At 68.4% G+C, this 23,146-nt stretch carries 25 protein-coding genes; 11 read left to right on the top strand and 14 right to left on the bottom strand.

Features of this window, described 5'->3' with window-relative positions; all coding sequences use genetic code 11:
* From C3E99_RS00915 to C3E99_RS00930, 4 genes are all read right to left on the bottom strand, one after another.
* On the bottom strand, positions 1 to 1,200 hold the full coding sequence (locus tag C3E99_RS00915) for a diguanylate cyclase domain-containing protein (RefSeq protein ID WP_067107099.1): 1,200 nt from the start codon (positions 1,198 to 1,200) through the stop codon (positions 1 to 3).
* Entirely contained in the window at positions 1,197 to 1,742 is a 546-nt protein-coding gene (locus C3E99_RS00920; protein ID WP_104959302.1) for a YfiR family protein, read from the bottom strand. The genes C3E99_RS00915 and C3E99_RS00920 overlap by 4 nt, the downstream gene beginning before the upstream one ends.
* A gap of 138 nt (positions 1,743 to 1,880) precedes the next feature.
* Positions 1,881 to 2,417, bottom strand: a complete 537-nt coding sequence (msrA, locus tag C3E99_RS00925) for a peptide-methionine (S)-S-oxide reductase MsrA (protein ID WP_067107219.1) — start codon at positions 2,415 to 2,417, stop codon at positions 1,881 to 1,883.
* 56 nt (positions 2,418 to 2,473) lie between these two features.
* Positions 2,474 to 3,472 (bottom strand): M48 family metallopeptidase, encoded by a 999-nt coding sequence (locus tag C3E99_RS00930; RefSeq protein WP_104959303.1) that lies wholly within the window; start codon positions 3,470 to 3,472, stop codon positions 2,474 to 2,476.
* A gap of 451 nt (positions 3,473 to 3,923) precedes the next feature.
* On the opposite strand from C3E99_RS00930, the gene C3E99_RS00935 reads away from it, so the two are divergent.
* From C3E99_RS00935 to rpsI, 4 genes are all read left to right on the top strand, one after another.
* Positions 3,924 to 4,952, top strand: coding sequence for a COX15/CtaA family protein (locus C3E99_RS00935; RefSeq protein WP_076073816.1), 1,029 nt, complete (start codon positions 3,924 to 3,926; stop codon positions 4,950 to 4,952).
* Entirely contained in the window at positions 4,949 to 5,716 is a 768-nt protein-coding gene (locus C3E99_RS00940) for a hypothetical protein (protein ID WP_076073819.1), read from the top strand. The genes C3E99_RS00935 and C3E99_RS00940 overlap by 4 nt, the downstream gene beginning before the upstream one ends.
* Positions 5,717 to 5,890: 174 nt before the next feature.
* Positions 5,891 to 6,370, top strand: coding sequence for a 50S ribosomal protein L13 (gene rplM / locus C3E99_RS00945; RefSeq protein ID WP_067107115.1), 480 nt, complete (start codon positions 5,891 to 5,893; stop codon positions 6,368 to 6,370).
* Positions 6,370 to 6,867, top strand: a complete 498-nt coding sequence (rpsI, locus tag C3E99_RS00950; RefSeq protein WP_067107118.1) for a 30S ribosomal protein S9 — start codon at positions 6,370 to 6,372, stop codon at positions 6,865 to 6,867. Before rplM ends, rpsI begins: the two co-directional genes overlap by 1 nt.
* 90 nt (positions 6,868 to 6,957) lie before the next feature.
* Here rpsI and C3E99_RS00955 read toward each other — a convergent pair whose 3' ends face one another.
* Genes C3E99_RS00955 through C3E99_RS00970 form a run of 4 tightly spaced genes read right to left on the bottom strand, consistent with a single transcriptional unit; the run spans position 6,958 to position 10,823 of the window.
* Entirely contained in the window at positions 6,958 to 8,001 is a 1,044-nt protein-coding gene (locus tag C3E99_RS00955; protein WP_076073821.1) for a phosphotransferase family protein, read from the bottom strand.
* Positions 7,998 to 9,098, bottom strand: coding sequence for a hypothetical protein (locus C3E99_RS00960; protein ID WP_076073824.1), 1,101 nt, complete (start codon positions 9,096 to 9,098; stop codon positions 7,998 to 8,000). Before C3E99_RS00960 ends, C3E99_RS00955 begins: the two co-directional genes overlap by 4 nt.
* Positions 9,099 to 9,147: 49 nt before the next feature.
* The gene (locus C3E99_RS00965) at positions 9,148 to 9,996 is read right to left on the bottom strand and encodes a metallophosphoesterase family protein (RefSeq protein WP_076073826.1); all 849 of its coding nucleotides are present in this window, start codon (positions 9,994 to 9,996) and stop codon (positions 9,148 to 9,150) included.
* A complete protein-coding gene (locus tag C3E99_RS00970) occupies positions 9,993 to 10,823 on the bottom strand; it encodes a diacylglycerol/lipid kinase family protein (RefSeq protein WP_076073829.1) in 831 nt (276 codons plus the stop codon). Before C3E99_RS00970 ends, C3E99_RS00965 begins: the two co-directional genes overlap by 4 nt.
* Before the next feature lie 113 nt (positions 10,824 to 10,936).
* Here C3E99_RS00970 and C3E99_RS00975 point away from each other — a divergent pair, with 113 nt between their 5' ends.
* Genes C3E99_RS00975 through C3E99_RS00985 form a run of 3 tightly spaced genes read left to right on the top strand, consistent with a single transcriptional unit; the run spans position 10,937 to position 13,465 of the window.
* Entirely contained in the window at positions 10,937 to 11,866 is a 930-nt protein-coding gene (locus C3E99_RS00975; RefSeq protein ID WP_076073830.1) for an alpha/beta hydrolase, read from the top strand.
* Positions 11,863 to 12,645 carry a nucleotidyltransferase family protein gene (locus C3E99_RS00980; protein ID WP_104959304.1) on the top strand — a complete coding sequence of 261 codons (783 nt, stop codon included), beginning with the start codon at positions 11,863 to 11,865 and terminating at the stop codon, positions 12,643 to 12,645. The genes C3E99_RS00975 and C3E99_RS00980 overlap by 4 nt, the downstream gene beginning before the upstream one ends.
* Before the next feature lie 55 nt (positions 12,646 to 12,700).
* Positions 12,701 to 13,465 (top strand): phosphocholine cytidylyltransferase family protein, encoded by a 765-nt coding sequence (locus C3E99_RS00985; protein WP_067181043.1) that lies wholly within the window; start codon positions 12,701 to 12,703, stop codon positions 13,463 to 13,465.
* On the opposite strand, the gene C3E99_RS00990 is transcribed toward C3E99_RS00985, so the two are convergent.
* The 5 genes from C3E99_RS00990 to C3E99_RS01010 form a co-directional block, all read right to left on the bottom strand.
* Complete coding sequence (locus C3E99_RS00990) at positions 13,453 to 13,881, bottom strand: HIT family protein (RefSeq protein WP_076073834.1); 429 nt, start codon at positions 13,879 to 13,881, stop codon at positions 13,453 to 13,455. The genes C3E99_RS00985 and C3E99_RS00990 overlap by 13 nt on opposite strands.
* A complete protein-coding gene (locus tag C3E99_RS00995) occupies positions 13,878 to 14,960 on the bottom strand; it encodes a CDP-alcohol phosphatidyltransferase family protein (protein WP_083674971.1) in 1,083 nt (360 codons plus the stop codon). Before C3E99_RS00995 ends, C3E99_RS00990 begins: the two co-directional genes overlap by 4 nt.
* A complete protein-coding gene (locus C3E99_RS01000) occupies positions 14,953 to 16,065 on the bottom strand; it encodes a glycosyltransferase (protein ID WP_083674973.1) in 1,113 nt (370 codons plus the stop codon). The genes C3E99_RS00995 and C3E99_RS01000 overlap by 8 nt, the downstream gene beginning before the upstream one ends.
* Positions 16,066 to 16,130: 65 nt before the next feature.
* Entirely contained in the window at positions 16,131 to 16,823 is a 693-nt protein-coding gene (locus C3E99_RS01005; RefSeq protein WP_076073839.1) for an HAD family hydrolase, read from the bottom strand.
* Between the two features lie 12 nt (positions 16,824 to 16,835).
* Complete coding sequence (locus tag C3E99_RS01010; RefSeq protein WP_067107152.1) at positions 16,836 to 18,365, bottom strand: lipopolysaccharide biosynthesis protein; 1,530 nt, start codon at positions 18,363 to 18,365, stop codon at positions 16,836 to 16,838.
* Between the two features lie 135 nt (positions 18,366 to 18,500).
* Between C3E99_RS01010 and C3E99_RS01015 the strand changes: the two genes are divergently transcribed.
* The 4 genes from C3E99_RS01015 (at position 18,501) to zapE (ending at position 21,936) form a co-directional block, all read left to right on the top strand.
* Positions 18,501 to 19,271, top strand: a complete 771-nt coding sequence (locus tag C3E99_RS01015; RefSeq protein ID WP_104959305.1) for a hypothetical protein — start codon at positions 18,501 to 18,503, stop codon at positions 19,269 to 19,271.
* A 167-nt stretch (positions 19,272 to 19,438) separates the two neighbouring features.
* Positions 19,439 to 20,221, top strand: a complete 783-nt coding sequence (locus tag C3E99_RS01020; protein ID WP_067107158.1) for a succinate dehydrogenase iron-sulfur subunit — start codon at positions 19,439 to 19,441, stop codon at positions 20,219 to 20,221.
* A 46-nt stretch (positions 20,222 to 20,267) separates the two neighbouring features.
* Positions 20,268 to 20,759, top strand: coding sequence for a PaaI family thioesterase (locus tag C3E99_RS01025; protein ID WP_082737069.1), 492 nt, complete (start codon positions 20,268 to 20,270; stop codon positions 20,757 to 20,759).
* 34 nt (positions 20,760 to 20,793) lie between these two features.
* Positions 20,794 to 21,936 carry a cell division protein ZapE gene (gene zapE, locus C3E99_RS01030; RefSeq protein WP_104959306.1) on the top strand — a complete coding sequence of 381 codons (1,143 nt, stop codon included), beginning with the start codon at positions 20,794 to 20,796 and terminating at the stop codon, positions 21,934 to 21,936.
* Here the strand turns inward: zapE and C3E99_RS01035 are convergent.
* Positions 21,886 to 22,929, bottom strand: coding sequence for a polysaccharide deacetylase family protein (locus C3E99_RS01035; protein WP_067107164.1), 1,044 nt, complete (start codon positions 22,927 to 22,929; stop codon positions 21,886 to 21,888). The genes zapE and C3E99_RS01035 overlap by 51 nt on opposite strands.
* Between the last annotated feature and the right edge of the window lie 217 nt (positions 22,930 to 23,146).

Below are 23,146 nucleotides of genomic sequence, written 5' to 3' on the forward strand. Positions count from 1 at the left end.
TCATGTCTGCGAACGTTTGGCGAGCTTTTCGGCATACATGGCGGCGTCGGCCGCGGTCAGCAGCGCGGCGGGATCGGCGCCGTCGGTCGGGAAGGCGGCGACGCCGATACTGACCGCGAGGCGATAGGTGTCGCCGCCCGGCAGAACGACCGGATCGGCCATGCCCGTGCGGATCGGGCCGGCGAGCGTTTCCGGATCGGTGGCGATGTCGAGCGGATCGACGAGCACGATGAATTCGTCGCCGCCGATCCGCGCCGCGAAATCGCCGGGCCGCAGCGTCGCCTTGATCCGTTCGGACAGTGCGACGAGCAGGGCGTCGCCGGCGGCGTGCCCGAAGCTGTCGTTGGCGAGCTTGAAATTGTCGGCATCGACGAACAGCAGGGCAAAGCGCGTGCCGTCGGCCCCCGCCTTGCCGATGCGCTGCGCGAGCTGTTCGTCGAAGGCGGCGCGGTTGGGCATCGCGGTCAGCGGATCGTGCGACGCGCGGTGCGCCAGCATGCGATGCTCGCTTTCCATATGCCCCTGCCACCCCTGCAATTCGTCGAGCAGCGCGTTGATGTCGCCGCCCAGCCGGTCGAGCTCGGCGATGCCGAGCGGCTGGACGCGCTTGTCGAAGCGGCGGTGCAGCCGCACGTCGTGGGCGACGGTCGCGATCTCGCCGAGCGGCTTGACCAGCTCATATTCGAAGCGGCGGGCGAGGATGATCGTGCCGAGTGCGGTGACCAGCAGGCAGCCGAGCCCCGCAAGCAGCCCGATCCGGACATAGGCGGTCAGCGTCGACGAATCGCCCCACACCTCGATCGTCCCGATCGCCGACCCGTTGCGGCGGACCGTCATCGTGGACGGTTTGCCGAAGAAGAGATCGGTCAGCAGCGGCGCCGGGTCGGCGTGGGGCGACGTCCATTCGGTCAGCGGCCGGCCTCGGTCGTCGAGCACGAGCAGCCGGGCGATCCCCGGAATATGGGTGAGCGGATCGAGACCCTCGCGCGCCGCCTCGGGATCGTTGAAGACCAGCGCCGGTTCGACGCCATAGGCGCCGAGCTGCGCCGCCAGTTCGAGGTTGCGGTCGGCATAGCCGCGCAGCGCGGCGACGCCGGCGAGCAGGATGGTGAGGCCCGACAGCGCCACTGCGAACAGGGTGACGCCGAAGTGGAAGCGCGACAGCAGCTTCTGCAGGGTCGTCCGGGTCGGAGCGGTCATGGGGCGCCTCCGTCGGATCGGCCGATCTTGAGCACGCGCGGGTCGATGCGCAGCGGTCCCCGGCCAATAGCGTCGAGATTGACCGAAAAGCCGATGCCTCCCGGCTTTGCGGCGAGGCAGAACATCGCGCCGTAAAGGCAGTCGGGGTCGTCGTCGCTGATCGTCAGCACCGGACGGTCGCGCACCCAGGCGATCAGGCGGCGGCGGTCTTCGGCGGGCATGCGGCCCAGATAGAGGATGTCGCAGTCGCCGCCGCCGATCGCGGCTGCCGTGGTTGTCCTCCGCACCACGACGGCCCCGCCGCCGGGCAGGACCGGGACAGGCCGGACAGTGAGCCGCGGCGCGCCGACGACGCACATCGTCCGCGGCGCGTCCGGCGTGTTCCCCGGCCAGCGCGTATAACTGATGATACCGCCGATCATGCGGTCGACCGCGCGCGCCACGCCTGCGGCGCCATCCTCCACGATGGTCTGGCTGGCGGCCTGGACCGACATCTGCGGCGTCGTGACCGCCGCTCCTATCAGGAACAATGATGCCAGCACCCTGTCGCGACCCTATAACTGCGCTTCGGGGTCATCCTGCCCGCGCAGAACCGGGTCCGCTAGTCCGGACGGCGGTAAAGTCAATGAAAATTAACCTTATGCGACTCGAATGCAACACTGGGCCGGTCGCGCGCGGCCTCAGTCTTCGCGCAGGCGGTCGGCGAAGCCCTTGCGCAGCTTGGCGAGCTTCGGCGGGATGGAGGCAAGGCAATAGGGGCTGCTCTGTCCCTCGCCGTTCCAATAGGCCTGGTGATAATCCTCCGCCGGATACCATGGAGACACCGGCTCGATCGCGGTGACGATCGGTTGCGGCCAGTTGGGCTGTGCACGGTCGATCGCGGCGCGCGCTGCGGCGGCCTGCTGGTCGTTCAGCGGAAAGACGGCGCTGCGATACTGCGTGCCGATGTCGTTGCCCTGACGGTTGAGCTGCGTCGGGTCGTGCGTCGCGAAAAGCACGTCGAGCAGATCGTCGTAGGCGATGACGGCGGGATCATAGGTGATGCGGATCGCCTCGGCATGGCCCGTGTCGCCGTTGCACACCTGCTTGTAGGTCGGGTTGGCGACGCTGCCCCCGGTATAGCCGCTCTCGACGCGCTCGACCCCCGCGAGCGATTGGAAAACCGCTTCGGTGCACCAGAAACAGCCTCCGGCGAAGACGGCGGTGTCGTGGGGCATGGCGGGCATCCTTGCGAAGAGTGGGAGGAGGCCCTTCAGATAGGAGGCCGCGCCCGCTATTCCAAGGGCGGCATGTCGTCGATCAGCGGCGGATGGAGCGGTTCGCCGGCGGCGCGCGCGGCCGCGATCGCCGCCGCTTCGCGCTCGACCGAAGCGACCCTGTCGCGCCACCCCGGATGGGTCAGCGCCGGAAAGAGCGGGCGCCCCTTGCGTCCGCCGAACTTGCGCCAGAAGCGCGCCGCGGCTTCGGGATCGTAACCCGCACCGGCGAGCAGCCAGACCGACAGCCGGTCGGCCTCGGCCTCGGTCTGGCGGAACAGGCGGGCGCTGCGGCCGAGTTCCTTGAACAGGCCGCGATCGACCCCCGCCGCGTCGAGCCGCGCGCGGTGGCGCAGGATATTGTGCGCCAGTTCGTGCGCGACCGCCGCCGCCAGTTCGGCATCGTCGGTCGCGAAGCTCGCCAGCCCGGCACTGATCCGCACCAGCCGGCCGTCGGCGCCGCCGGCAGGCCGGTCGGCCGCCTCGACGCGGAAATCGCTCGCACAGCCGACGATGGGGATGACCTCCGCATCCCGTCCGTCGGCGATCGTGAGCGCCGCGGGCGCCTCGACAGGCAGCGCGGCGGCTTGCGTCTCCAAAACGGCGATACGGGCAAAAGGGTCCGCGTCATCGGCGGGCGGCACGGGGATGCCGTCGATCGCGAACACCGGCGTTCCGCGATGCAGTCCGGCGCGCGCGGCGGGCGAGTCGGGCGCGACGGCGGCCAGATAGGGCGTGTCGGCGTCGGGTGCGGCATAGGCGGCGAGTGCGGCGGGGCGCCGGTTCGCGTCATAGAGGCGCGGATCGCCCCAGATCCAGCCGAACTGCGGTTGCTGCGCGGTGCACCACGCCGCATTGGCGGTGGTCAGACGAAAGCCGATCGCCGCGACCCGCGCCTCGAGGCCCGCGAGCTGGTCGTAAAGACCGGCTGGCCCGGGTGTCGCCGCGACCGCGGGCGTGGCGGTGCTGGCGGCGAAGGCGGTCAGGATGGGCAGGAGGAGACGGACGCGCGGCATCGGTCCGCCCTATCAATCCTCGCCTGTCGCAGCCATGAATTTCAGAATCGCTCCCCTCCTGCTCGCGGGAGGGGGCAGCGAGCGTTGCGAGCTTGCTCGCTACGCGCAGCGGGGTGGGCCTTGGCCATGCCGCTGGCCCGCCCGATCTCTCTCGCTAGAGCATCGTGCGTTAAACCTGCATCATCCTTTCTGCCGTTCGTGCTGAGCTTGTCGAAGCACCGTCGTTCTTCTTGCGGCGCCAAGAGAAAGGACGGCCCCCTTCGACTGCCTTGCAGGCGCTCAGGACAGGCTTCGACAGGCTCAGGACAAATGGTTCAGATTTAACGCACGATGCTCTAGCGAGAGGGAGACCCGGCCGAGGAAGACAAGTGCGCCTCTCAAGGCCAGATGGCGCCACCCTCCTCCCTTCGGGCCCTTGCCTATCGCATCGCAAGCGGCGATAGGGCGGGCGATGACGCAGGCTCCCGTTCATCCCCGCCCGGCGGCGCTCGCGCGCTGGCTGTGGGCCGTTGCGCTGCTGGTGATCGCCGTGGTCGCCGTCGGCGGCATCACCCGCCTCACCGAATCGGGGCTCTCGATCACCGAATGGAAGCCGGTGTCGGGCGTGTTGCCGCCGCTGACCGACGCCGCCTGGCTGGCGGAGTTCGAGAAATACAAGCAGATACCCGAATATCGGGAGATCAACTTCGGCATGTCGCTCGCCGCGTTCAAGGCGATCTTCTTCTGGGAATGGCTGCACCGCATCCTCGGCCGGCTCGTCGGGCTGGCGCTGCTCGTCCCGCTTGCCTGGTATGCGTGGCGCCGCGCGGTTCCCGCGGGCTATGGCTGGCGGTTGCTGGCGCTGGCCGCGCTCGTCGGATTGCAGGGCGCGATCGGCTGGTGGATGGTCGCCTCGGGACTCGTCGATCGCACCGACGTCAGCCATTACCGTCTGGCGACCCATCTGCTGACCGCGCTCTTCCTGCTCGCCGCGCTGGTCTGGACCGCGCGCGATCTCGGCACCCTCGCGCGCGATCCCGCTGCCCGGCCCGCGCCGTTGACCGGGCCGGGGATCGCCGTCGCGCTGATCCTGACCGTCCAACTTCTGCTTGGCGCCTGGGTCGCGGGGCTCAACGCCGGCTATGTGGCGAGCGACTGGCCGATGATGAACGATCATTTCGTGCCGCGCGGCATCGATTGGTCGAACGGTGTCTGGTTCGCCATCACCAACGACCCCTTTCTGCTGCATTTCCTGCATCGCTGGTGGTCCTGGGTTGCCGCGCTTGCGCTGTTGCTGCTGGCGCGTGTGCTGGCGCGGCGCGGCGCGCGGGTCGAGCCGGCGCTGCTGCTGCTCGTCGTCGCGGCGCAGATGACGCTCGGCATCCTCACCGTCGTCAGCGGCATTTCGATGTGGATCGCGGTGCTGCACCAGTTGACGGGCGCGCTGCTGGTCGCGGTGACGGCGGCGGCGCTGCATCGGCTCGGCCGCCGCACCGCATGATGTTCGCCGCCGCGTTGCTGTGGCTCGCCGGCCCGGCATCCGCGCCGCCGCCCGTCGTCGTCCCGGCGCCTGCGGCATCGGTCGTCTTTGCGCCGCCGCTCGACCGGCCGATGCGCTATCGCGTGACGACCCGCCGCCTGGGGCGCGACGGCGGGCTGCTCGGCTTCTCGTTGCTCTACGACCTGCAATGGCAGCGCGCGGGGCGCGGCTACCGGCTGGTCGCGACGCTGCGCCGGATAGATTCGGACGCGCCGCCCCGCGCCGTGCGCGCGCTGACCGCGGTGCTCCAGCCGCTGGTCGGCGAGGCGATGACCTATCTCGTCGCGCCCGATGGCGGCCGGATCGACCTGATCGACGCCGAACGGCTGTGGGATCGCGCGATGGCGCGCACCGCAGCGCTTGCCGCCGCCGCGGACCAGCCCGAGGCGAAGCAACTGGCGGCGCTGGTCGCGGCGCTCTCGCCCGATGAGCGCGCGGCGCTCGCGAGCGCGGACATCCGCGCGCTGCTCGCGCCCGCCAACGCCGCCAGCCGGATCGGCGGCACCGTGTCTCCGGACGGCGACAGCACGCGCGAAACGGCGGCAAAGGTCGAGGCTGCGACCGCCGCGGCGCAGCCGCTCACCGTCGAGAGCCTGTGGACCATCGACCGGACGACGGGACTGGTCCTGCGCGAGCAGCGGCAGAGCTGGATCGTTGGGGACGGTGGCGGCGCCCGCACGCTCGTCGAGGAGCGGATTCGCGCGATCGAACCCGACGTTTCCTGATCAAGGTATCATGATACCTGTCGGCAAGGCCGCGCGATACTTGACTTTCCGCACCGTTCCCGCCATTGGCCCGCTCCGAAGCGCCGCTTCGCCCCTTGCGGGCAGGCGGCGCGGCTTGTTTCGGGGCGGCGGCCGGTTCCGTCGCCCGGTTCCATCTCTGTCAAGGAGCGTGCCATGAAGGCGCTGACCAAGACGACCCAGTCGGCGAACGCCGCGACGGTCGAAAAGAAATGGGTGCTGATCGATGCCGACGGCCTGGTCGTGGGCCGCGTCGCGACGATCATCGCCAACATCCTGCGCGGCAAGCACAAGCCGAGCTTCACCCCGCACGTCGATTGCGGTGACAATGTCATCGTCATCAACGCCGAAAAAGTGAAGTTCACCGGCAAGAAGCTGACCGACAAGAATTATTACAAGCACACCGGCTATGCCGGTGGCATCAAGGAAATCTCGGCGCAGAAGGTGCTCGAGGGCCGCTTTCCCGAGCGCGTGCTCGAAAAGGCCGTCGAGCGCATGATCCCGCGCGGCCCCCTCGGGCGCCAGCAGATGCGCAACCTGCGCGTCTTCGCCGGCAGCGAGCATCCGCACGCCGGGCAGAACCCCGAAGTGATCGACGTCGCGTCGATGAACCGCAAGAACAAGGTGGGTGCATAATGGCTGACGAACAGACCATGACCGATCTCAAGGATCTCGCCGGCGCCGTCGAAGGCACCGTCGCCCCCGCGGCTCCGGCCGCGCCGCTGCGCGAAAAGCAGGTCGACAAGCAGGGCCGCGCCTATGCGACCGGTCGTCGCAAGGACGCCGTCGCCCGCGTGTGGGTGAAGCCCGGTTCGGGCAAGATCACTATCAACGGCCGCGACCAGGAAACCTATTTCGCGCGCCCGACGCTGCGCCTCGTCATCAACCAACCGTTCGGCGTTGCCGATCGCGTCGGCCAGTATGACGTCGTCGCGACCGTCAAGGGCGGCGGCCTGTCGGGCCAGGCGGGCGCCGTTAAGCACGGCATCGCGCAGGCGTTGACCCGCTTCGAGCCCGCGCTGCGCGGCACCGTCAAGGCGGCCGGCTTCCTGACCCGCGACAGCCGCGCGGTCGAGCGTAAGAAGTATGGCAAGGCGAAGGCCCGCCGCAGCTTCCAGTTCTCGAAGCGCTAATCAGCTTTTTCCGCCGACGGGTGGAAAAGAGGAGGGCGGTCCGGCAACGGGCCGCCCTTTTCGCATCGGGACGGGTGCCGCCCCGGTGCGCTACAGCAGGTCGAGGCTGCCGAGCGCCAGCGCCTGGCGTGCCGGGCGTTCGGCCATCACCGCGAACATCTCGTCGCCGCGATCGGTGCGCTCGACATTCATCGAAGCGAAGACCGCCATGAAATAGCCGCTGAGGGCACCGACGCGGTAATCGGCCCACAGCGCCTGGGCATCGGCATCGATGCCACGCGCGCGCAGCGCGGCGATCCAGCGGTCGAAAGCGGGCCGGTCGGCCGCGGCGCGCTCGGCCGGATCGGCGATGCTGGTGCCCACCAGATAGGCGAGATCGGTCGCGCCGCTGCCGCGTCCCAACGTCTGCCAGTCGACGAGCCAGCAACGCGCCGCGTCGGTGGAGAAAAGGATATTGTCGATCCGGAGGTCGCCGTGGACGATCGTCCTGGCGGCGGGCACGCGTGTCAGCCAGGCGTCGAGCCGGTCGACGATCCCGGCGCCGAGATCAAGCGCCTCGCGGTCGAGCCGCGCCGCGTAGCGCTCGCGAAAGCCCGCATAGAGCTGGGGGAAGAGCGCGCGGACGACATCGGCGCTGTCGCGCGCGAGCCACGGCAGCGCATCGAGCCGTGCGTCGTTCCACAGCAACGCATGCAGCCCCGCCGCCGCGTCGATGCACGGGCCGAGCCCGGCGAGACCCAGCCCGGCCAGCTGGTCGCCTTGCCGTGCCGGCGCGAGGTCGGACAGGATCAGGATGAAGTCGACGGCATTGTCGGCGATCTCGGCATGGTGGCAATGCGGTGCGGCGACCCCGCTTCCCGCCGCAAGTTCGCGATACCAACTCACCTCCTTGACATAGGTGCCGACGACCGCCGCGATGTGACGGCTCGCTTCGTCGCGGCTCGGGCATTTGGCGACGACCGTCGCTGGGGTTTCGGCGCCATCGATCCAGTCGAGCGTCAGGCGGAAGCTGTCGCACATCTGCCCGGTGCCGATCGGCGTCGCGGTGAACCCGCGGAGCGCGCCCGGCGGTCGGCCGAGCGCGCCCGCGAGCCAGTCCGCCGTCATGTCATCCGGCGTCGTCGGAAAGCTCATGTCGCAGGGTCCATCAAGCCGGAAAGGCCGCTCGGCGCATGCGGGCCGACGAAAAGCTGTTCGAGCACTCCGACGCCGCGCTGCACGCCGCCGCCATCGGCGAGTTCGGCCGCGACGAAGGCCTGGATATGCATGGCGAGCGGATTGCCCCAGTCGCGCTCGGCTTCGTTCAGCCTGTCGTGCGCGACGGCGTCGTCGCCATGGTCGAGGCCGTGGCCCCAGACCGGGTGGCCATAGCCCAGCCCGCTCATCGCGAACACCGGCCCCGACGGGGTAAGCGTCAGCGACCGGCCGGCGCCGAGGGCGGCGGTCAGCTTCGCGATGCGCCGCGTGCCGCCTTGCCAGGCGATTGCGAAGGTCGCGGCATCGAAATGCCGTTCGCTGCCCTCCTTGCTCGAGGCATCGCCGACGATCACGGCGCGGCGATTCCACGGCGCCCCCGCGCCATCGTCGTTGCTGTGGAAGAACAGCGAGCTCCGGTCGAAGTTGCACGGCGTCCAAAGCCAGAAGAACTGGTTGAAATTGCCCTCGGGCGGCGGCTGCGGCTCGCTGGCGCCGACCGGGCGCACGCCCCAGCTCCGGTCGCGCGTTCCCGTCCAGTCGGCGCCGGCGTCGATGCGGACGCCGTCCACCGACAGCCAGCCCGTCCAGCGGCCGTTCTGCGTCAGCCGCGTATAGTCCATGAACAGGCGCGTCCCGTTGCGACGGATGAAGCGCGGCTCCTCGATCGGAAAATGACGGCCGGTGAAGCTGAGCTCGGCGGCCAGCGGCCCGTCGTTCGGGGCGATGCGCAGCGTCAGCCGTTCGAGCGGCGCGTCGATGCGGATCGCGATCGGGCCGACCGCCAGGTCGAGCCGCTCGCCGCCCGAGCGCCGGCTTGCGCGCAGATTATACTGAATGCCGTCGACGATCGCGCAAAAGCTGGCGTCGACGATGCCGAGCTGCGGATAGAAGCCCATCGCCGCGGCGAAGAAGACCGACCCGTCCGGGCTGGCGCCGTTGAAGAAATAGCGATCATAGAAATTGCGGTCGGTGCCCGCGAACGCAATCGGCTCGCTGGTCTGGTGAAGCGGAAAATCGTCGCCCTTGGTCAGCATGGTTCCTCATCCCGTTTTTCCTTGCAACCTAACGGGATAGGGCCGCGCGTCAATGCACCGGCGGATCGACCGGCGGCACCGCGCCGATCGGGGCGACCGGCTCGTCCGCGTCGCGCGGCGGCAGTGCGTCGGGCGGCACGGCGTCTATCTGCATGTCGCGGGTCGGGACGTGGGCGAGGTTGCGAACGTGCACCTCGACCCGCGTGCCGTCGAGGGTGATGGCGTTGAAGCTCGGCGGGGTCGATCGGATACGCTGCGACAACGTGCCCGCACCGATCATGCGGATCGGACCCGCGGGGGTCTCCCGCATCAGGTCGAAGGGGTCGTGGACATGGCCGGTCAGCACCGCCGCCACCCCGCGCGCGGCGAGCGCGGTCAGCGCCGCCTCGCCGCCCCGCGTCAGCGCGCGCCCCTTCGTTCCCGCCTCGACAAGTGGGTGGTGCGCGGTGACGAGGACGGCCGCGTCCTTCGGCAGCGCGTCGATCGCGGCGAGCGTCCTGTCGAGCGCGCGCGGGGTCACGCAGCCCTTCGACCAGTCGAGCCGCCACTGCGCGCGCGCCGTGGTCTTGAGCGGCACGACCGAGACGCCGGCGAGATCGAGTTCGCGTTCGACCAGCGCACGAATCCGCCCGATGCGGGCATAGGGGCGAAAGGCGCGCGCGATGGGATTGAAATAGGGCAGATCGTGGTTGCCCACTTCGACCGTCACCGGCAGGTCGAGCGCCGCGATCCAGTCGCACGCGGCAGCGAACTCGCGGCTTCGCGCACGCATCGTCAGGTCGCCGGTGATCAGCACCGCATCGGGGCGTTCGCGCCGCACGCAGTCGCGGAACCAGGCCAGCGCATCGCGATCCTCCAGCCCGAAATGCAGGTCGCTGATATGGAAGAGGCGCGTCATGCCGTCGCGATGAAGTCGACCGCGCTCTGTCCGATCGCGAAGCGCGCGGGGGCGGCGATCTCGTCGAGCTCGCCGTCATATTCGAGACTGATCGGGCTTTCGCTTTCGAGGACGATCGTTTCGCCCTGCGCGAGTTCCTCGCTCGGTCCGTCGCGGAAATCGCCGCCGAGCCACGCGAGACCGTGCCGCAGCACGTCGGCCGAACCGTCGACCACCACGCCGTCGGCGCGAAGGCCGCGACGCGTCGGAGTCAGGACGATCGCCGGATAGCTCTTTCCATCGCCGCCGATCCGCACGCCGGGGGCGTTCAGCATCGCGTCGATCGCCTCGGGCGCGTCGCGGCTTGCCTCGATCAGCCCTTGCTGGCGCATCGTCTCGCGCACCTCGGCCCAGCGCGTCGCGGGTCCGGCGACGACGGTTATGAATGCCTCGCGCGTTGCCGATCGGACGGTCGGAATGGGCGCGCGCCGCCCCTTTCCGGCCAGCGCATCGGTCAGGATGTCGACCGCTGGCCGGTCGCCGTGCAATTGCTTGGACAGCAGGTTCAGCGTTCCGCCGGGCAGCGGCAGGACCGCGCCCGGCCAGCCCGCGCATCGCGACGCTGCGGCGTTGATTGTCCCGTCGCCGGTCCACACGGCCAACAAGTCGATCTCCAGCGCGCGCAATGCCTCCGCATCGGGCAGGTCGTCGTCGGGCAGCGCGACGGTGGCAACGAGCGGGACGCCGGCCGCGCGGCAAGCCTCGACCAGTTGCCGGTGCACGGCTTCGTCGTAGCTGCCGCTCTCGCTGTTGCAGATCAGGGCGGGGCGGTGGAAGGCGCGGGTCATGCCGCATTCTACGCACGAGCGCGCAAATGGTGGCGGCGCGCGGCGCTTGTTCGGCGGCGCGCGGCCCTGTAGGGGCGATATCCTGCGCGGGCGCCGCGATGGAAAGGCGACGATTGATCAAGGTCCTCCTCCTCATCGGGCTGCTCGTCCTGCTGTTCGGTGGCGGCGCAAAGGCGGCCGTCTCCCACGGGACGAAGGCGCTCGACCTTGCCGACAAATTGCTTGGCAAAGGCGCGCGCGCCGCGCGGCGGTTGCTGGCCGGCCAGCCCTATGGCCGCGGACCGCGTCAACTGCTCGACATCTGGGTGCCGGAGGGCACGGAGCGCGGCGACCGGCTGCCGGTCGTCGTCTTCTTCTATGGCGGCGGCTGGAGCAGCGGCGAGCGCGAGAGCCATGGTTTCGTCGCCCGCGCGCTTGCCGGCGAGGGGTTCGTCGCGGTGATCCCCGACTATCGGCTGACGCCCAAGGCGCATTGGCCCGATTTCCTGGAGGATGCCGCCGCCGCGGTCGCCTGGACGCGCGATTATATCGGCGATCTCGGCGGAGACCCTGACCGTATTGCGCTGATGGGGCATTCGGCGGGCGCCTATAATGCGGTGATGCTCGCGCTCGATCCGCAATGGATGCGCGGCGCTGGAAGCGACGCATCGGTGATCCGCGGGGTGGTGGGCCTCGCCGGTCCCTATGATTTCCTGCCCTTCGAAAAGGGCGGCATGGCCGACAAGGCGATGGGCAAGGTTCGCCCGCCCGAACGGACGCAGCCGATCGCGCAGGTGCGCGGCGATGCGCCACCGCTGTGGCTGGCGAGCGGCGACCAGGATCGCACGGTGCGTCCGCGCAACAGTCGCAATCTGGCCGCCGCAATCGAGAAGGCGGGCGGCTCCGTCACTTTGCGGCTTTATCCAGGCATCGGGCATATCGGGATCGTCACGGCACTGGCGGCGCCCTTCCGGGGCAAGGCGCCGGTGCTGGCAGACGCGAGCGATTTCCTGCGTGGTGTCACCGGACGCCGCATCGCGCCGGCAGAGGATGCCGCCCGATGACCGCCGCGCATCCGGTTCCCATCCCCGCCATCCTTCTCGCGGGCAGCCGACCCGGCCCCGATCCGCTGCTGACCGGAAGCGGCGTGTCGACCAAGGCGCTGCTGCCGATCGCGGGCCAGCCGATGCTCGTCCATGTCGTCGCCGCGCTGCGCGCCTCGCCGCTGGTCGGGCCGATCACCATCCTCGCGCAGGCCAGCGCCGAACTGGCGGCGGAGCCGGGGCTGGCGGGGTTCGCCGACCTGCATTTCGCGGACTCGGGACAGGGGATCAGCGCCTCGCTCGCCGCCGCGCTGCCGGAGGGCGACGCGCCGGTGCTGGTGACGACCGCCGACAATGTGCTGCTGACCCCCGCGATGATTGCCGCCTTCCTGACCGATGCGGAGGACAGCGACGTCGCGGTCGCGATGGTCGAGCGCGGGGTGCTGTTGGCACGCTATCCCGAATCGAAGCGGACGTGGCTCAAGTTTCGCGGCGGCTGGTGGTCGGGGGCGCACCTGTTCCGCCTGCGCGGTCGGCGCGTGCTGCCGCTGCTCGATTTCTGGGGCCGCATCGAGCGCGACCGCAAGAAAGGATTGAAGATCGTCGCCGCCTTCGGCCCGTGGCTGTTGATCGGGGCGCTGCTGCGGCTGTTCACGATCCAGCAGGGCGTCGCGCGCGCCGGGCGGCGCTTCGGGCTGAAGGCGAAGGTCGTGCCGATGGCGGAAGGCGAGGCGTGCATAGACGCCGACAAGCCCGCGGACATCGAATTGATCGAGCGGATTCTCGCCGCGCGCCGCTGAACGCTGCGGTCACTTTTTGTGGCAACCGGCGCCAAGCGGTTCTAGGGCGACGGCCATGAGCATCAAGAAAGCCATCATCCTGTCCGCCGGGCAGGGATCGCGGCTGCTGCCGCTGACCCGCGACCTGCCCAAATGCCTGATCGAGTTCAACGGGCGCAGCCTGCTTGGCTGGCAGGTCGCGGCGCTCGCCGCCAATGGCGTCGAGGATATCGTCGTCGTGACGGGATTCCGGACCGAGCGGGTCGAGGATCACGCGCTGGAACTCTATCGCGATACCGGCGCGCGCGTCCGCACGCTGTTCAACCCCTTCTTTCAGGTTGCCGACAATCTGGGCACCTGCTGGATCGCGCGCGGGGAGATGGACCGGGATTTCATCATCCTCAACGGCGATACCATCGTGTCCGACGAGATCGTAGCCCGGCTGATTGCCGGTGCGAGCGAACCGATCACCGTCACCGTCGACGTCAAGGACGCCTATGACGACGACGACATGAAGGTGACGCGCGATGCCGAGGGGCGGCTTCACGCCGTCGGCAAACGGTTGTTGCCCCCCGATACCAATGCCGAATCGATCGGCATGCTGGCGTTCGTCGACGACGGCCCCGCGATCTTTCGCAACCAGGTCGACCAGATGATGCGCACCCCCGACGGCGTCGAGCGTTGGTATCTGCGGGCGATCGACATCATCGCCAAGGGCAATCGCGTCGGTACCGTGTCGATCGAGGGCCTCGACTGGCAGGAGGTCGATTTCCCGCAGGACGTCGAGGCGGCCGATGCGCTGACCGCCCGCTGGGCGACCGAGGGACGCTACGCGAAATAGGGCTTGAGCCAGGCGGCGAGCGCCGCGACTTGCCCGTCGTCCAGCTTCACCGCCTGGCCGAGATCGGGCTGGCCGGGCCAACCGGCGTCGACGGCGGCCACGCCCGCCGCGGATCGTTCGCCCTCGTAGCGGGGCAGGACGTGGAAGTGGACGTGCGGGTCGACCATCATCAGCATCAGATAGTTGATTCTGGCATAGCTCACGGCGGCGGTCAGTGCCGATTCGATGGCGACCGTCACCGTCTTGAGTTCCGCATGAGCGGCAGCGGGCAGGTCGCCGAAGGCGGTCGCGTCGGACTTTGCCGCTAGCACCAGCGAACCGAGCGTCGGCTGGGCGGGGCGCAACAGGACGAGCCAATGGTCGAACTCGGCGATCAGCGTCGCCGGATAGCCGAATTTCTCGATGGTTGCGTTCATGGCGCGGCCTCCTCCATCCAACTGACGATCGGGCGCCCGGATCGGCGCATTCGATAGGCCTGGGCGAGCCGCACTGCATGGACGATCAACGAGATGACCGTCCACCAGGCAAGCGCGATCAGGCCGATGTCGGGCCGGCCGGCGAGCGTCGCGACGAAAAGGATCGCCATGTTCGGATTGCGGCGCGCGGTGATCAGGCGAAAGCGGCTGTCGAATTTCTGCCAGACATGGATGTCCATGCCGAAATCCTTGATGAACAGCCCCTCGATCACGCGCTGGAGGATATAGCCCGCGATCACTGCGACCATGACCAGCAGAAACGCCTGGCTCGACAGGGCAAGCCCCCAGGCGGAAAGGCCGACGCCCCAGAAATACCACCAGAAAGGCGGGTGGATCAGGTCGACGCCATGATCGGCGACATTGCCCCATTTGGACGAGGTGATGGTGCAGCGCGCAAGCTTTCCGTCGACCGTGTCGAGCACCATGAAGATGAATCCCGCCAGCATCCCCGTCCAATACTGCCCCTGCGCGAACAGGACGGTGGCATAGACGCACAGCGCCGCACCGATCGCGGTCACCATGTTGGGCGTCATGCCCAGTCGGGCCGCGATCCGCGTCAGCCACAGCGCGAGTTCGGGCCACAGATATTTGGTAAGCAGGTCGGTCACGCCCTTGTAGGCGCCGAAATAGCTTTGCCGTTCGATGGCCCGGCTTCTTTCCGGTGTCAGCCGCTCGGCAAACGGCGTTTCCAGCTTGCGAAGCTGCTCGTTGTAAAAGCTGCGGTTCTCCAGCGGCAACCGTTCGATCCCGTCGAGCCGCAGGGGATCGGTGTCGTCCGGCAAGACGCCCAGCACCAGTTCGCCGCCGATCGTCAGCGCGACGCCCGGGCGCTTGATCGCCTCGTCGATCAGCGTCGGATCGAAAGCAAAGGCAAGATTGACGTACAGCGCCTCGCCCGGTGCGATCCGTTCGGCGATGGCGCGCTTGACGGCCAGCCGCCGCACGCGCTCGGCGTTGCTCATTCCCCAGATCGGCGTGGCATTGTCGCCGATCAGGCGCAGCGCGGATATGTCACCCATGATTGTCCTGTCCCTCACCCATCGCGGCCAGGTGGCTCGCGACGGCATTGGCTGTTGTATAGGGAAGCGCGAAACGCCTGAGATCGGTGCGCGGAGGCGGTGCCTCGAGCCATTTCCGCAGCGCATCGCTCAGCGCTTCCGTCGACCGCTCGACCGCCGCGCACCCGGGCAGGTCGGCCAGCAGTTCGCGTGCGCTGGCGAAGCAATCGGTGCTGACGACCGGAAGGTTGGATGCCAGGGCCTCGATCACCACCGCGGGCAGTCCTTCGTAGTCCGAGGACAGGACAAACAGGTCGGCGGCGGCCATCTGCGCCGGCATGTCCGGTGTATAGCCGATCATCTCCACCCGATCCGCCACGCCGAGATCGGTGGCAAGGGCGGCGAGGGCCGCGCGCTGCGGACCGTCGCCCGCGATGCGCAGCCGCGCGTCGCGCGGATTGGCGGCGGCAAAAGCCCGCAGCAGCCGGTCGAAACGCTTTTGCGCGGTCAGTCGGCCGGCGCCGAGCAACAGGATCGGGCCATCCGCGCGCCCTTCGCGCTCGGGCGCGGCAAAGGCATCGGTCAGATAGGCATTGTGCACCATATGGAACCGGTCGCCTGCGGCCGGAAACTGCTTCCGGAGCAGCGTCGTTTCCGCATCGCTCAGCGTCAATACCCCGGCGGCGCGGCGAAAGATCAGGCCATAGACCGCACGCCGCAGCCGGCCGGCGACGGCGCCGTCCGACTGGCGGACGATCGGGTTCGTCGTCTTGATGTAATAGCGCGCGTGCGTTTTGGCTGAGATCACGCCCAGCGCCGCGAACCAGTTGATATTGTTTCCGGTCGCCAGCACGATGTCGGGACGATGCTTGCGCAACCAGCGGCGATAGGAAAGGAAGGTGACGATCTGTCCCAGCGCCCGGCTGCGCTGGCGGCGGTCGGCGAGCGCATGGCTTTCGACGCCCGGGCGCGGCATGTCTTCCAGATCGGGAGCCAGACCTGTCGAGGTGCAATAGAGGATGGCCACCCGGTGCCCGGCTTCCGCGAAGCCGTTGGCGAGATGGTTCAGCACGCGCGTCGTTCCGCCCTGATCCGCAGCATAGGCTACGAGTGTTATGAAGGCCAAGCCGGGGTCCTTTGCGCAAGCCGGCCGATGCCGTCAGGGGGTCCTACTAGAGCCGTTGGACGCGTTCAAGCCGGGCGTGAGAAGTCGACCAGCGTCCATCCCTGTTCGCGCGCCTGCCGTGCCAGTTTGCGGCTTCGTCCGACGGCATAGCGTTCCTCGGCCAACGCGAAGCTGGGCGCGTCGCTGGCGTGGTCCGAATAGAAGCGCAGCCGGCGCCGGCCTGGACCCGCATGTTCGGCGAGCCATTTTTCGATCCGCCGGGCCTTTTCGGCCCCATAGCAGTTGGTTCCGTCGATCGTCGGCAGCCACGCGCCGTCGGCTTCACGCAAGTGCCGCGTCGCGACCACGCCGTCGAATCCGAGCGCCGCGCCGATGGCCTCCGCATAGAATTCGGGCGCAGCGGTGGCGAGCAGCAGGCGATATCCCTCCGCCCGGTCGCGCGCTATCGCCGCCGCGGCTCCGGGCGGAATATCGGCCGGTACGCGCCAAGCGGCGAAGCGCTGTGCCAGATCGGCCGCGCGCGCGGTGGAAATCCGTTTTCCCAGCATCAGCCGGATCGCGGCGGGCTTGAATCGGTCGCGCCCGAACAGTTTCAATCCGGCCCCCGCCAATAGAAGCAGCAGCACTGGCAGCGCCAGCAGCCGCCACGGCGCGACGCGCGCGGCCGCCCACAGCAGGAACAGCGTGAAGGTCGGTTTGCGCAGCACGGTGCGGTCGAGGTCGTAGATTGCGATACGGACGGGGGTGGGCGAGGTCATGGCTTGGGGCTTTCAAAACAGCCGCAGTCGGCGCCCGGTCTTGCCCAGCGACGCCCGGTCGGCGAGCGGCAGGGCGAAGCGCAGGGCGGCCCAGATCGACGCGGCCGCAATCAGGGCGATCAGGGGCAGGGCGACCGGATCCGGCAGCTGCGCGGCGAGCAGCGCCGCGCCGCCCGCCGCGACCGTGATCGCGATCCCGTGCAGGGCGACGGTGGGAAACCGGGCATCGAACGGGTGCAGCTTCTCGCTGATCGCGAGTTGGGTCATGGGAATTGCCGCCATCGCGACGAGGCCGATCGACATGGCCAGGGTGACGCCGGTGAGCGGGTCCAGATGCCCGACGATGACCCAGCCCGCGCCGACCGCGATCGCCAGCCCGAACAGGCCCGCGACAAGCTGGTGGCGAAAGGCGGCGACGACCTGAAGCACGGGCAGCGAGATGCCGAGCACCGCCTCGAAAGCGCGCGCGAACAGCAGGATCACGACGGCGGCCTGCGCGACATGCGCTTGCGCCCCGAACAGACTGAGCAGCGACGAACTGCCCGCGGCGAGCACCGCGGCGAGCGGTAGCGCGATCGCAAAGATCAGTCGCGTCGCATAGGCATAGATGTCGGCGACCTGTGCGCGGTCGGCGCGCTCGGCACTCGCGGCAAGCGGCGCGAGCACATAGGAGAAGGCGATGCGAACGAGTTGGACGACGCTCGACAGCTTGCGTGCGATGGTGAACAGCCCCGCCGCCGCGGCGCCCGCCGCACCGGGAAGCAGCAGGTTGAGGATCAGCGCGGGCGCATCGCCGAACAACCGCCCGATGATGTTCGACGGCAGGATCGACAGCCCCGCCCGCAAGGTGTCGCGCTCGGCCGTGCTGCCGCGTCCCCCGCGCCGCAGTTCGGCGAAATCATAATAGCGCGCCAGCAGGCGAACGCACAGCAAGGCGGTCACGGCGAGCGAACAGAGGTGCGCGATGAACAGGCCCTTGAGCCCGAGTCCGCCCGCGAAGAACAGTCCCGCGAACACCAGCCGCAGAATCTGCTCCCAGACGATGCGGAGGCGGATTTCGGCGCCGAATACCATGCGCGCGCGCATCGCGCTGGTCGCGATCTCGACGAAGGCCCACAGCGGCAGTGCCCAGACGAACAGTTGGATCGCGGGTACGACGAGCGGCCGGTCGCGCTCGGCGACGTTGAGCAGCGGCGCCAGGTCGGCGGCGAAGGTCGCGATCAGCGCCGCGACGACCAGGCATGGCACGACGCCGAACAGCATCGCGGTGCGCAGCGCCGCCGCGGCCTCGGCTTCGCTCGCCGACTGCGGCACGGTGCGCTGCAGCGCGTTCGTCATGCCGGCGTCGCAGATATTCTCGAGCAGATTGACCGCCGCCCACAGCACCGCATAGAGCCCATAGCCGGCGAGGCCGAACATCAGGACATAGAGCGGCTGCGCGACGATCTCGATCACCCCGCCCAGTCGTGCGAGCACCGTCGTTCCCAGCCCGCGCGCGACATGGCGGCTGGTCACGGCGGGCTGGGCTGGCGTGTCGGTCATGGTCCGCGCGCCCTAGCGGCAAATTTCGCCCATTACACCCTTCCTCTTCGGGGAAGGGGTTTTATTGCCGCCCCCTTGTCCCTGCCGCGCGACGAGTCTAGTCGAGGCCGCCACGGCATCGGGGGGAGTCAGCATATGGCCCAGTCTCGCCGGACGGGGGACGACCAGGGTAGGGAGGCGGTTGACGCGACAGGCCCCGCTTCAGCCCCGGGGAGTAGGTTCCGCAGGTTTTCGCCCGCGAACGGCTGGTCCGGCTTCATCACCGAACTGGTCATCGTTGTCCTCGGCATCCTGATCGCGCTCGGCACGCAGCAGGCGGCGGACGGGTGGAAAGACCGCAGGGATGTAGCGGCCTTCCGCCGGGCGCTGAACGCCGAACTGGCCTTCAATCTGGCCGCATATCAGACGCGGGCAGCGCAGAGCGATTGCGTGGTGCGCCGGCTGGATCAGCTCGAACAGTGGCAACGGGAGTGGCAGGACGGCGATGGCCCGGCCATGAGCGGGATGATCGGTCGCCCGCTGGCGCCGGGACTGCACCTTGGCGGGTGGCGCAGCGGCGGCGCCGGCATCGCGGGCAAAATGCCGCTGGAGCAGCGGCTGAACTATACCGATGCCTATGATTCCTTCGAACTATATGATTCGCTGCGCTACCGCGAACTGGATGTCTGGATGGAGCTTTTCGCGTATGATGGCGCTTCGCGGCTGTCGCCGCCGGAGGTCAACAAGCTGCGGGGGTTGATCCTGATGGCACGTTCGATCGACCGTTCGATGACCCTCAACCTGCCCTCTGCCATCGAAATCTCGGCCCAGCTGGAGGTCAAGCCCGAACCTGTTGATCGGGAGGGGCAGGAGCGTTTCATCGCGCTCAGCGGCCTCTGCGCACCGCTCGCCTTTGTCCGTCGCTGAAGCCGGGTGAAACCGGAATTATGGAGCACGGGCGTGCGCGCTGGCGGTAAAGCCACCCATCGCGCCTGCCTTCCTCCGAGGCTGCGGGCTTAATTGCCGCCTCACCCTCTTGCCGACTCTGCCAATCGGGTCTAGTCGGACCCCGACTGCATCAGGGAGCCCGCGCCATGGCCGAATTTCGCCTGCCCAAGAACAGCCGCATCCACAAGGGCGGCACGGTCCACAAGGCCGAGGGCGCGACCAACGTCAAGAAATTCAAGGTTTATCGCTACGACCCCGACAAGGGGGAGAATCCGCATTTCGACACTTTCGAGATCGACCTCGACACCTGTGGTCCGATGGTGCTCGACGCCCTGATCAAGATGAAGAGCGAGCAGGATTCGACGCTGACCTTCCGCCGCTCGTGCCGCGAGGGCATCTGCGGAAGCTGCTCGATGAACCTCAACGGCAAGAACGGCCTCGCCTGCACCACCGCGATCGAGGACCTGAAGGGCGACATCACGATCACCCCGCTGCCGGCGATGGACGTGATCAAGGACCTCGTCCCCGACTTCACCCATTTCTATGCCCAATATGCCTCGATCGAGCCGTGGCTGAAGACCAAGTCGACGACGCCCAGCGGCAAGGAACGGCTCCAGTCGCCCGAGGAGCGCGAGAAGCTCGACGGGTTGTACGAGTGCATCCTGTGCGCCTGCTGCTCGACGAGCTGCCCCAGCTATTGGTGGAACAGCGACAAGTTCCTCGGCCCCGCGATCCTGCTCCAGGCCTATCGCTGGCTCGCCGACAGCCGCGACGAATATACCGGCGAACGGCTCGACGAACTCGAGGATCCCTTCCGCCTCTATCGTTGCCACACGATCATGAATTGCGCCAACGCCTGCCCCAAGGGGCTCAGCCCGGCGCGCGCGATCGCCGAGATCAAGAAGCTGGAAATCGAGCGGCAGGTTTGACGTTGGCTGGCGTCGGCCTGCTCCCCCATTTCTCGAAAGTGCGGACGTGAACGACGGCATCGAGGAACCGAAGCGCCGCGAGAATTTCACCGCCGAGGAACTCGCGGACGGCTGGATAAGCTGGAATATCAAGGACCCGAGCCGCTTCAACGCCTTCATCGAACCGCTTGCGGTCCGGACGGAAGGGCTGACGCCCGACGGACGGCCGCGCGCCCGCGTGCGGATGCACCCGACGCGCAAGCACAGCAATCTCGGCGACAATGTCCATGGCGCGGTCAGCCTGGCGCTCGTCGACATCGCGCTGTTCGCGGCCTCGCATCAGTTCGGCGCGCTCGACGCGGGGCATTCGGTGACGCTCGACCTGTCGACGCAGTTCGTCGGCGCCGGCCGGGTCGGCGAACCGATGGACGCGCTGGTCGAACTGGTGCGCGAGACGGGGCGGCTGGTTTTCCTGCGTGGGCTCGTCGTCCAGGGCGAAGACGATGCGCATATCGTGCTCAGCTTTGCCGGGACGATCCGCAAGGCGAGCCGCAAATGACGGGCGCGGCCGCGAGCGGGGGCTGCCGTTCCGCATGACCGACCTGCTCGCTGCCTATGATAGGCTCGTCGCCGATGGCGAACTGAAGCCCGATCCCGAACAGCGCGCCGCCGCGGAACGGCTGGCCCGGCTGCAACAGGAACTGGAGGCCGCGCCGCCGCGCGGCAGCCTGCTCTGGCGGATCGCCGGCCGCAGGCCGGAGGCGCCGCGCGGCGTCTATCTGTGGGGCGCGGTCGGGCGCGGCAAGTCGATGCTGATGGACCTCTTCTATGACCGGCTGGCGATCCGGCGAAAGCGGCGGGTCCATTTCCACGCCTTCATGCTGGAGGTGCACGCGCGGATGCGCGAGGTGCGCAAGAGCGAGAGCGGCGACCCCATCCCGCAGGTGGCGGCGGCGCTGGTCGAGGATGTCCGCTGTCTCGCCTTCGACGAGATGGTGGTGAACAACAGCGCCGACGCGATGATCCTCTCGCGGCTGTTCACGGCGCTGATCGGGCATGGCGTGACCGTAGTCGCGACATCGAATCGGCCGCCGTCCGATCTCTATAAGAACGGGCTTAACCGCGAGCATTTTCTGCCATTCGTTGCGTTGATCGAGGCGAAACTCGACGTGATGAGTCTGAACGGCCCGACCGATTATCGCCGGCATCGGCTGGGCGACGGCAAGCGCTGGTTCGTGCCCGCAGACGCGGCGGCGACCGAGGCGCTGTCGGCCGCCTTCTTCCGCCTCACCGACTATCCGCCAGAGGATCGCGCGCACGTCCCCTCGCTCGACCTCGATGTCGGCGGCGGGCGGTTGCTGCACGTGCCAAAGGCGCTGAAGGGCGTCGCCGTCTTCTCCTTCAAGCGGCTGTGCGCAGAGGCGCGGGGCGCGTCCGACTATCTGGCTGTCGCGCGCCATTTCCACACGGCGATCATCGTCGGCATTCCGCGCATGGGGCCGGAAAACCGCAACGAGGCGGCGCGCTTCGTGACGCTGGTCGACGCGCTCTACGAATATAAGGTCAAGCTGCTGGCGAGCGCCGCGGCCGAGCCCGACCAGCTCTATGTCGCCGGCGACGGCGCCTTCGAGTTCGAACGCACGGCAAGCCGTCTCGCCGAAATGCAGTCGGACGATTATCTGGCTCTAGGCCATGGCCAGGATGATGCCGCCGACGATCTTGCCCCAACGCGATGAGTTGATGGCGACATAGGCGACGTTGCGGACGTAACGGACCTCATGCGCCAGATGGCCGAACGCCTGCTCGACGACGCGGCGCGCGGTCCGCAACGGGCGTGGCGCGGCGACCTCGATCCGTCCGGGGCGCGGTGGCGGCAGCGGCAGCGTCGCAAAGCCGCCGTTCGTGATCCGCGGATCGTCGGCGACCGCCCGGCACAGTGCTTCCATCCGCGCGACCGCCAGCCAATTAGGCACCGCGCGGTCACGGCTCAGCAATTCGAAACTGTGGCTGAAAGCCGAGAACTGGATCGCGCCGCTCTCCGCCGCATGGTCGAGCGCGTCGCGCATTTCCTCTTCGGACATCGCGCAGAGCTGAGCGGGGCGAAAGCGGCCGCTGCCTTCCATCAGTCCGCTGACCGGAACCTCGCAGACACCGTGGTGAAAACGCATGCCCATGTTCGCCGGGTCGAGCGTGATCGCGCAGCCATGATCCCGATAGGCGCCGTTGAAGCTGCTGTCGTAGCGAAAGCCGAGCGCGGCGACCGCCCGCAGCGTGTCGTCATTGGCGCCGAAGTTGCCGGCGCGGAAGGCAACCGGCCGCGGCACCCCGGCGCGCATCAATATGTCGCGGGCGAGGGCGATCAGCTTCTTCTGCGCCGGCAGGGGGAAATCGGCGATGTTGCGTCCCGTCAGCCGCCCCGCCGGATTGAACGGCGCGAACTGCAGCCATTCGGTATGGATGTGCAACTGCACCTCGTGACCGCGCCGAAGAATCGGCTCGACGATCGCCTCGACGATCCGCGGGCCATGAACCAGCGCGGGCATCGGGTCGACGAAGAAGACGCCCTTCAGGCCGTGGCGTTCGAGCATGTCCATCTGGAACAGGATGCCGAAGTCGCCTTCGCGGCAGCGACCGAGGATCGAGCTTTCGAAATTGGCGCGCGCGTCGACCCCCCGCTGGTGGAGTCCGGCGGAAAGTTCGGTGTCGAAACTGATGATTGCCCGCGTCATCGGCGGGGACCCTAGCGTACAGGGGGTAAAGGAGGGTTAATCGCCGGTCCGGGATTTCCGCTGGAAATGCGGGATCGTCGGCGTGCCTCTGCCGGCTTTCCCCTTCGCCCGCTCCATCGGTTTCGCGCGATCCGGGAGGGCGCCGCTTTTCCCGACGAACGTGCCCCGGAAGCGACACTTTCCGGCCGCGCCATCGCGGATGTCCAAACCGCCTCAT

This window comes from Sphingopyxis sp. MG (assembly GCF_002953155.1).
Lineage (GTDB): Bacteria > Pseudomonadota > Alphaproteobacteria > Sphingomonadales > Sphingomonadaceae > Sphingopyxis > Sphingopyxis granuli.

Bases quoted from the DNA above. Each gene is read 5' to 3' on its own strand.
- C3E99_RS00985 (WP_067181043.1), top strand. From the start codon at position 12,701: ATGAGCATCAAGAAAGCCATCATCCTGTCCGCCGGGCAGGGATCGCGG.
- C3E99_RS00935 (WP_076073816.1), top strand. From the start codon at position 3,924: ATGACGCAGGCTCCCGTTCATCCCCGCCCGGCGGCGCTCGCGCGCTGG.
- rpsI (WP_067107118.1), top strand. From the start codon at position 6,370: ATGGCTGACGAACAGACCATGACCGATCTCAAGGATCTCGCCGGCGCC.
- msrA (WP_067107219.1), bottom strand. From the start codon at position 2,417: ATGCCCCACGACACCGCCGTCTTCGCCGGAGGCTGTTTCTGGTGCACC.
- C3E99_RS00915 (WP_067107099.1), bottom strand. From the start codon at position 1,200: ATGACCGCTCCGACCCGGACGACCCTGCAGAAGCTGCTGTCGCGCTTC.
- C3E99_RS01015 (WP_104959305.1), top strand. From the start codon at position 18,501: ATGGCCCAGTCTCGCCGGACGGGGGACGACCAGGGTAGGGAGGCGGTT.
- C3E99_RS00930 (WP_104959303.1), bottom strand. From the start codon at position 3,472: ATGCCGCGCGTCCGTCTCCTCCTGCCCATCCTGACCGCCTTCGCCGCC.
- C3E99_RS01035 (WP_067107164.1), bottom strand. From the start codon at position 22,929: ATGACGCGGGCAATCATCAGTTTCGACACCGAACTTTCCGCCGGACTC.
- C3E99_RS00980 (WP_104959304.1), top strand. From the start codon at position 11,863: ATGACCGCCGCGCATCCGGTTCCCATCCCCGCCATCCTTCTCGCGGGC.
- C3E99_RS00965 (WP_076073826.1), bottom strand. From the start codon at position 9,996: ATGACGCGCCTCTTCCATATCAGCGACCTGCATTTCGGGCTGGAGGAT.
- C3E99_RS00970 (WP_076073829.1), bottom strand. From the start codon at position 10,823: ATGACCCGCGCCTTCCACCGCCCCGCCCTGATCTGCAACAGCGAGAGC.
- C3E99_RS00960 (WP_076073824.1), bottom strand. From the start codon at position 9,098: ATGCTGACCAAGGGCGACGATTTTCCGCTTCACCAGACCAGCGAGCCG.
- C3E99_RS01020 (WP_067107158.1), top strand. From the start codon at position 19,439: ATGGCCGAATTTCGCCTGCCCAAGAACAGCCGCATCCACAAGGGCGGC.
- zapE (WP_104959306.1), top strand. From the start codon at position 20,794: ATGACCGACCTGCTCGCTGCCTATGATAGGCTCGTCGCCGATGGCGAA.
- C3E99_RS00990 (WP_076073834.1), bottom strand. From the start codon at position 13,881: ATGAACGCAACCATCGAGAAATTCGGCTATCCGGCGACGCTGATCGCC.
- C3E99_RS01005 (WP_076073839.1), bottom strand. From the start codon at position 16,823: ATGACCTCGCCCACCCCCGTCCGTATCGCAATCTACGACCTCGACCGC.
- C3E99_RS00995 (WP_083674971.1), bottom strand. From the start codon at position 14,960: ATGGGTGACATATCCGCGCTGCGCCTGATCGGCGACAATGCCACGCCG.
- C3E99_RS00940 (WP_076073819.1), top strand. From the start codon at position 4,949: ATGATGTTCGCCGCCGCGTTGCTGTGGCTCGCCGGCCCGGCATCCGCG.
- C3E99_RS01010 (WP_067107152.1), bottom strand. From the start codon at position 18,365: ATGACCGACACGCCAGCCCAGCCCGCCGTGACCAGCCGCCATGTCGCG.
- rplM (WP_067107115.1), top strand. From the start codon at position 5,891: ATGAAGGCGCTGACCAAGACGACCCAGTCGGCGAACGCCGCGACGGTC.
- C3E99_RS00955 (WP_076073821.1), bottom strand. From the start codon at position 8,001: ATGAGCTTTCCGACGACGCCGGATGACATGACGGCGGACTGGCTCGCG.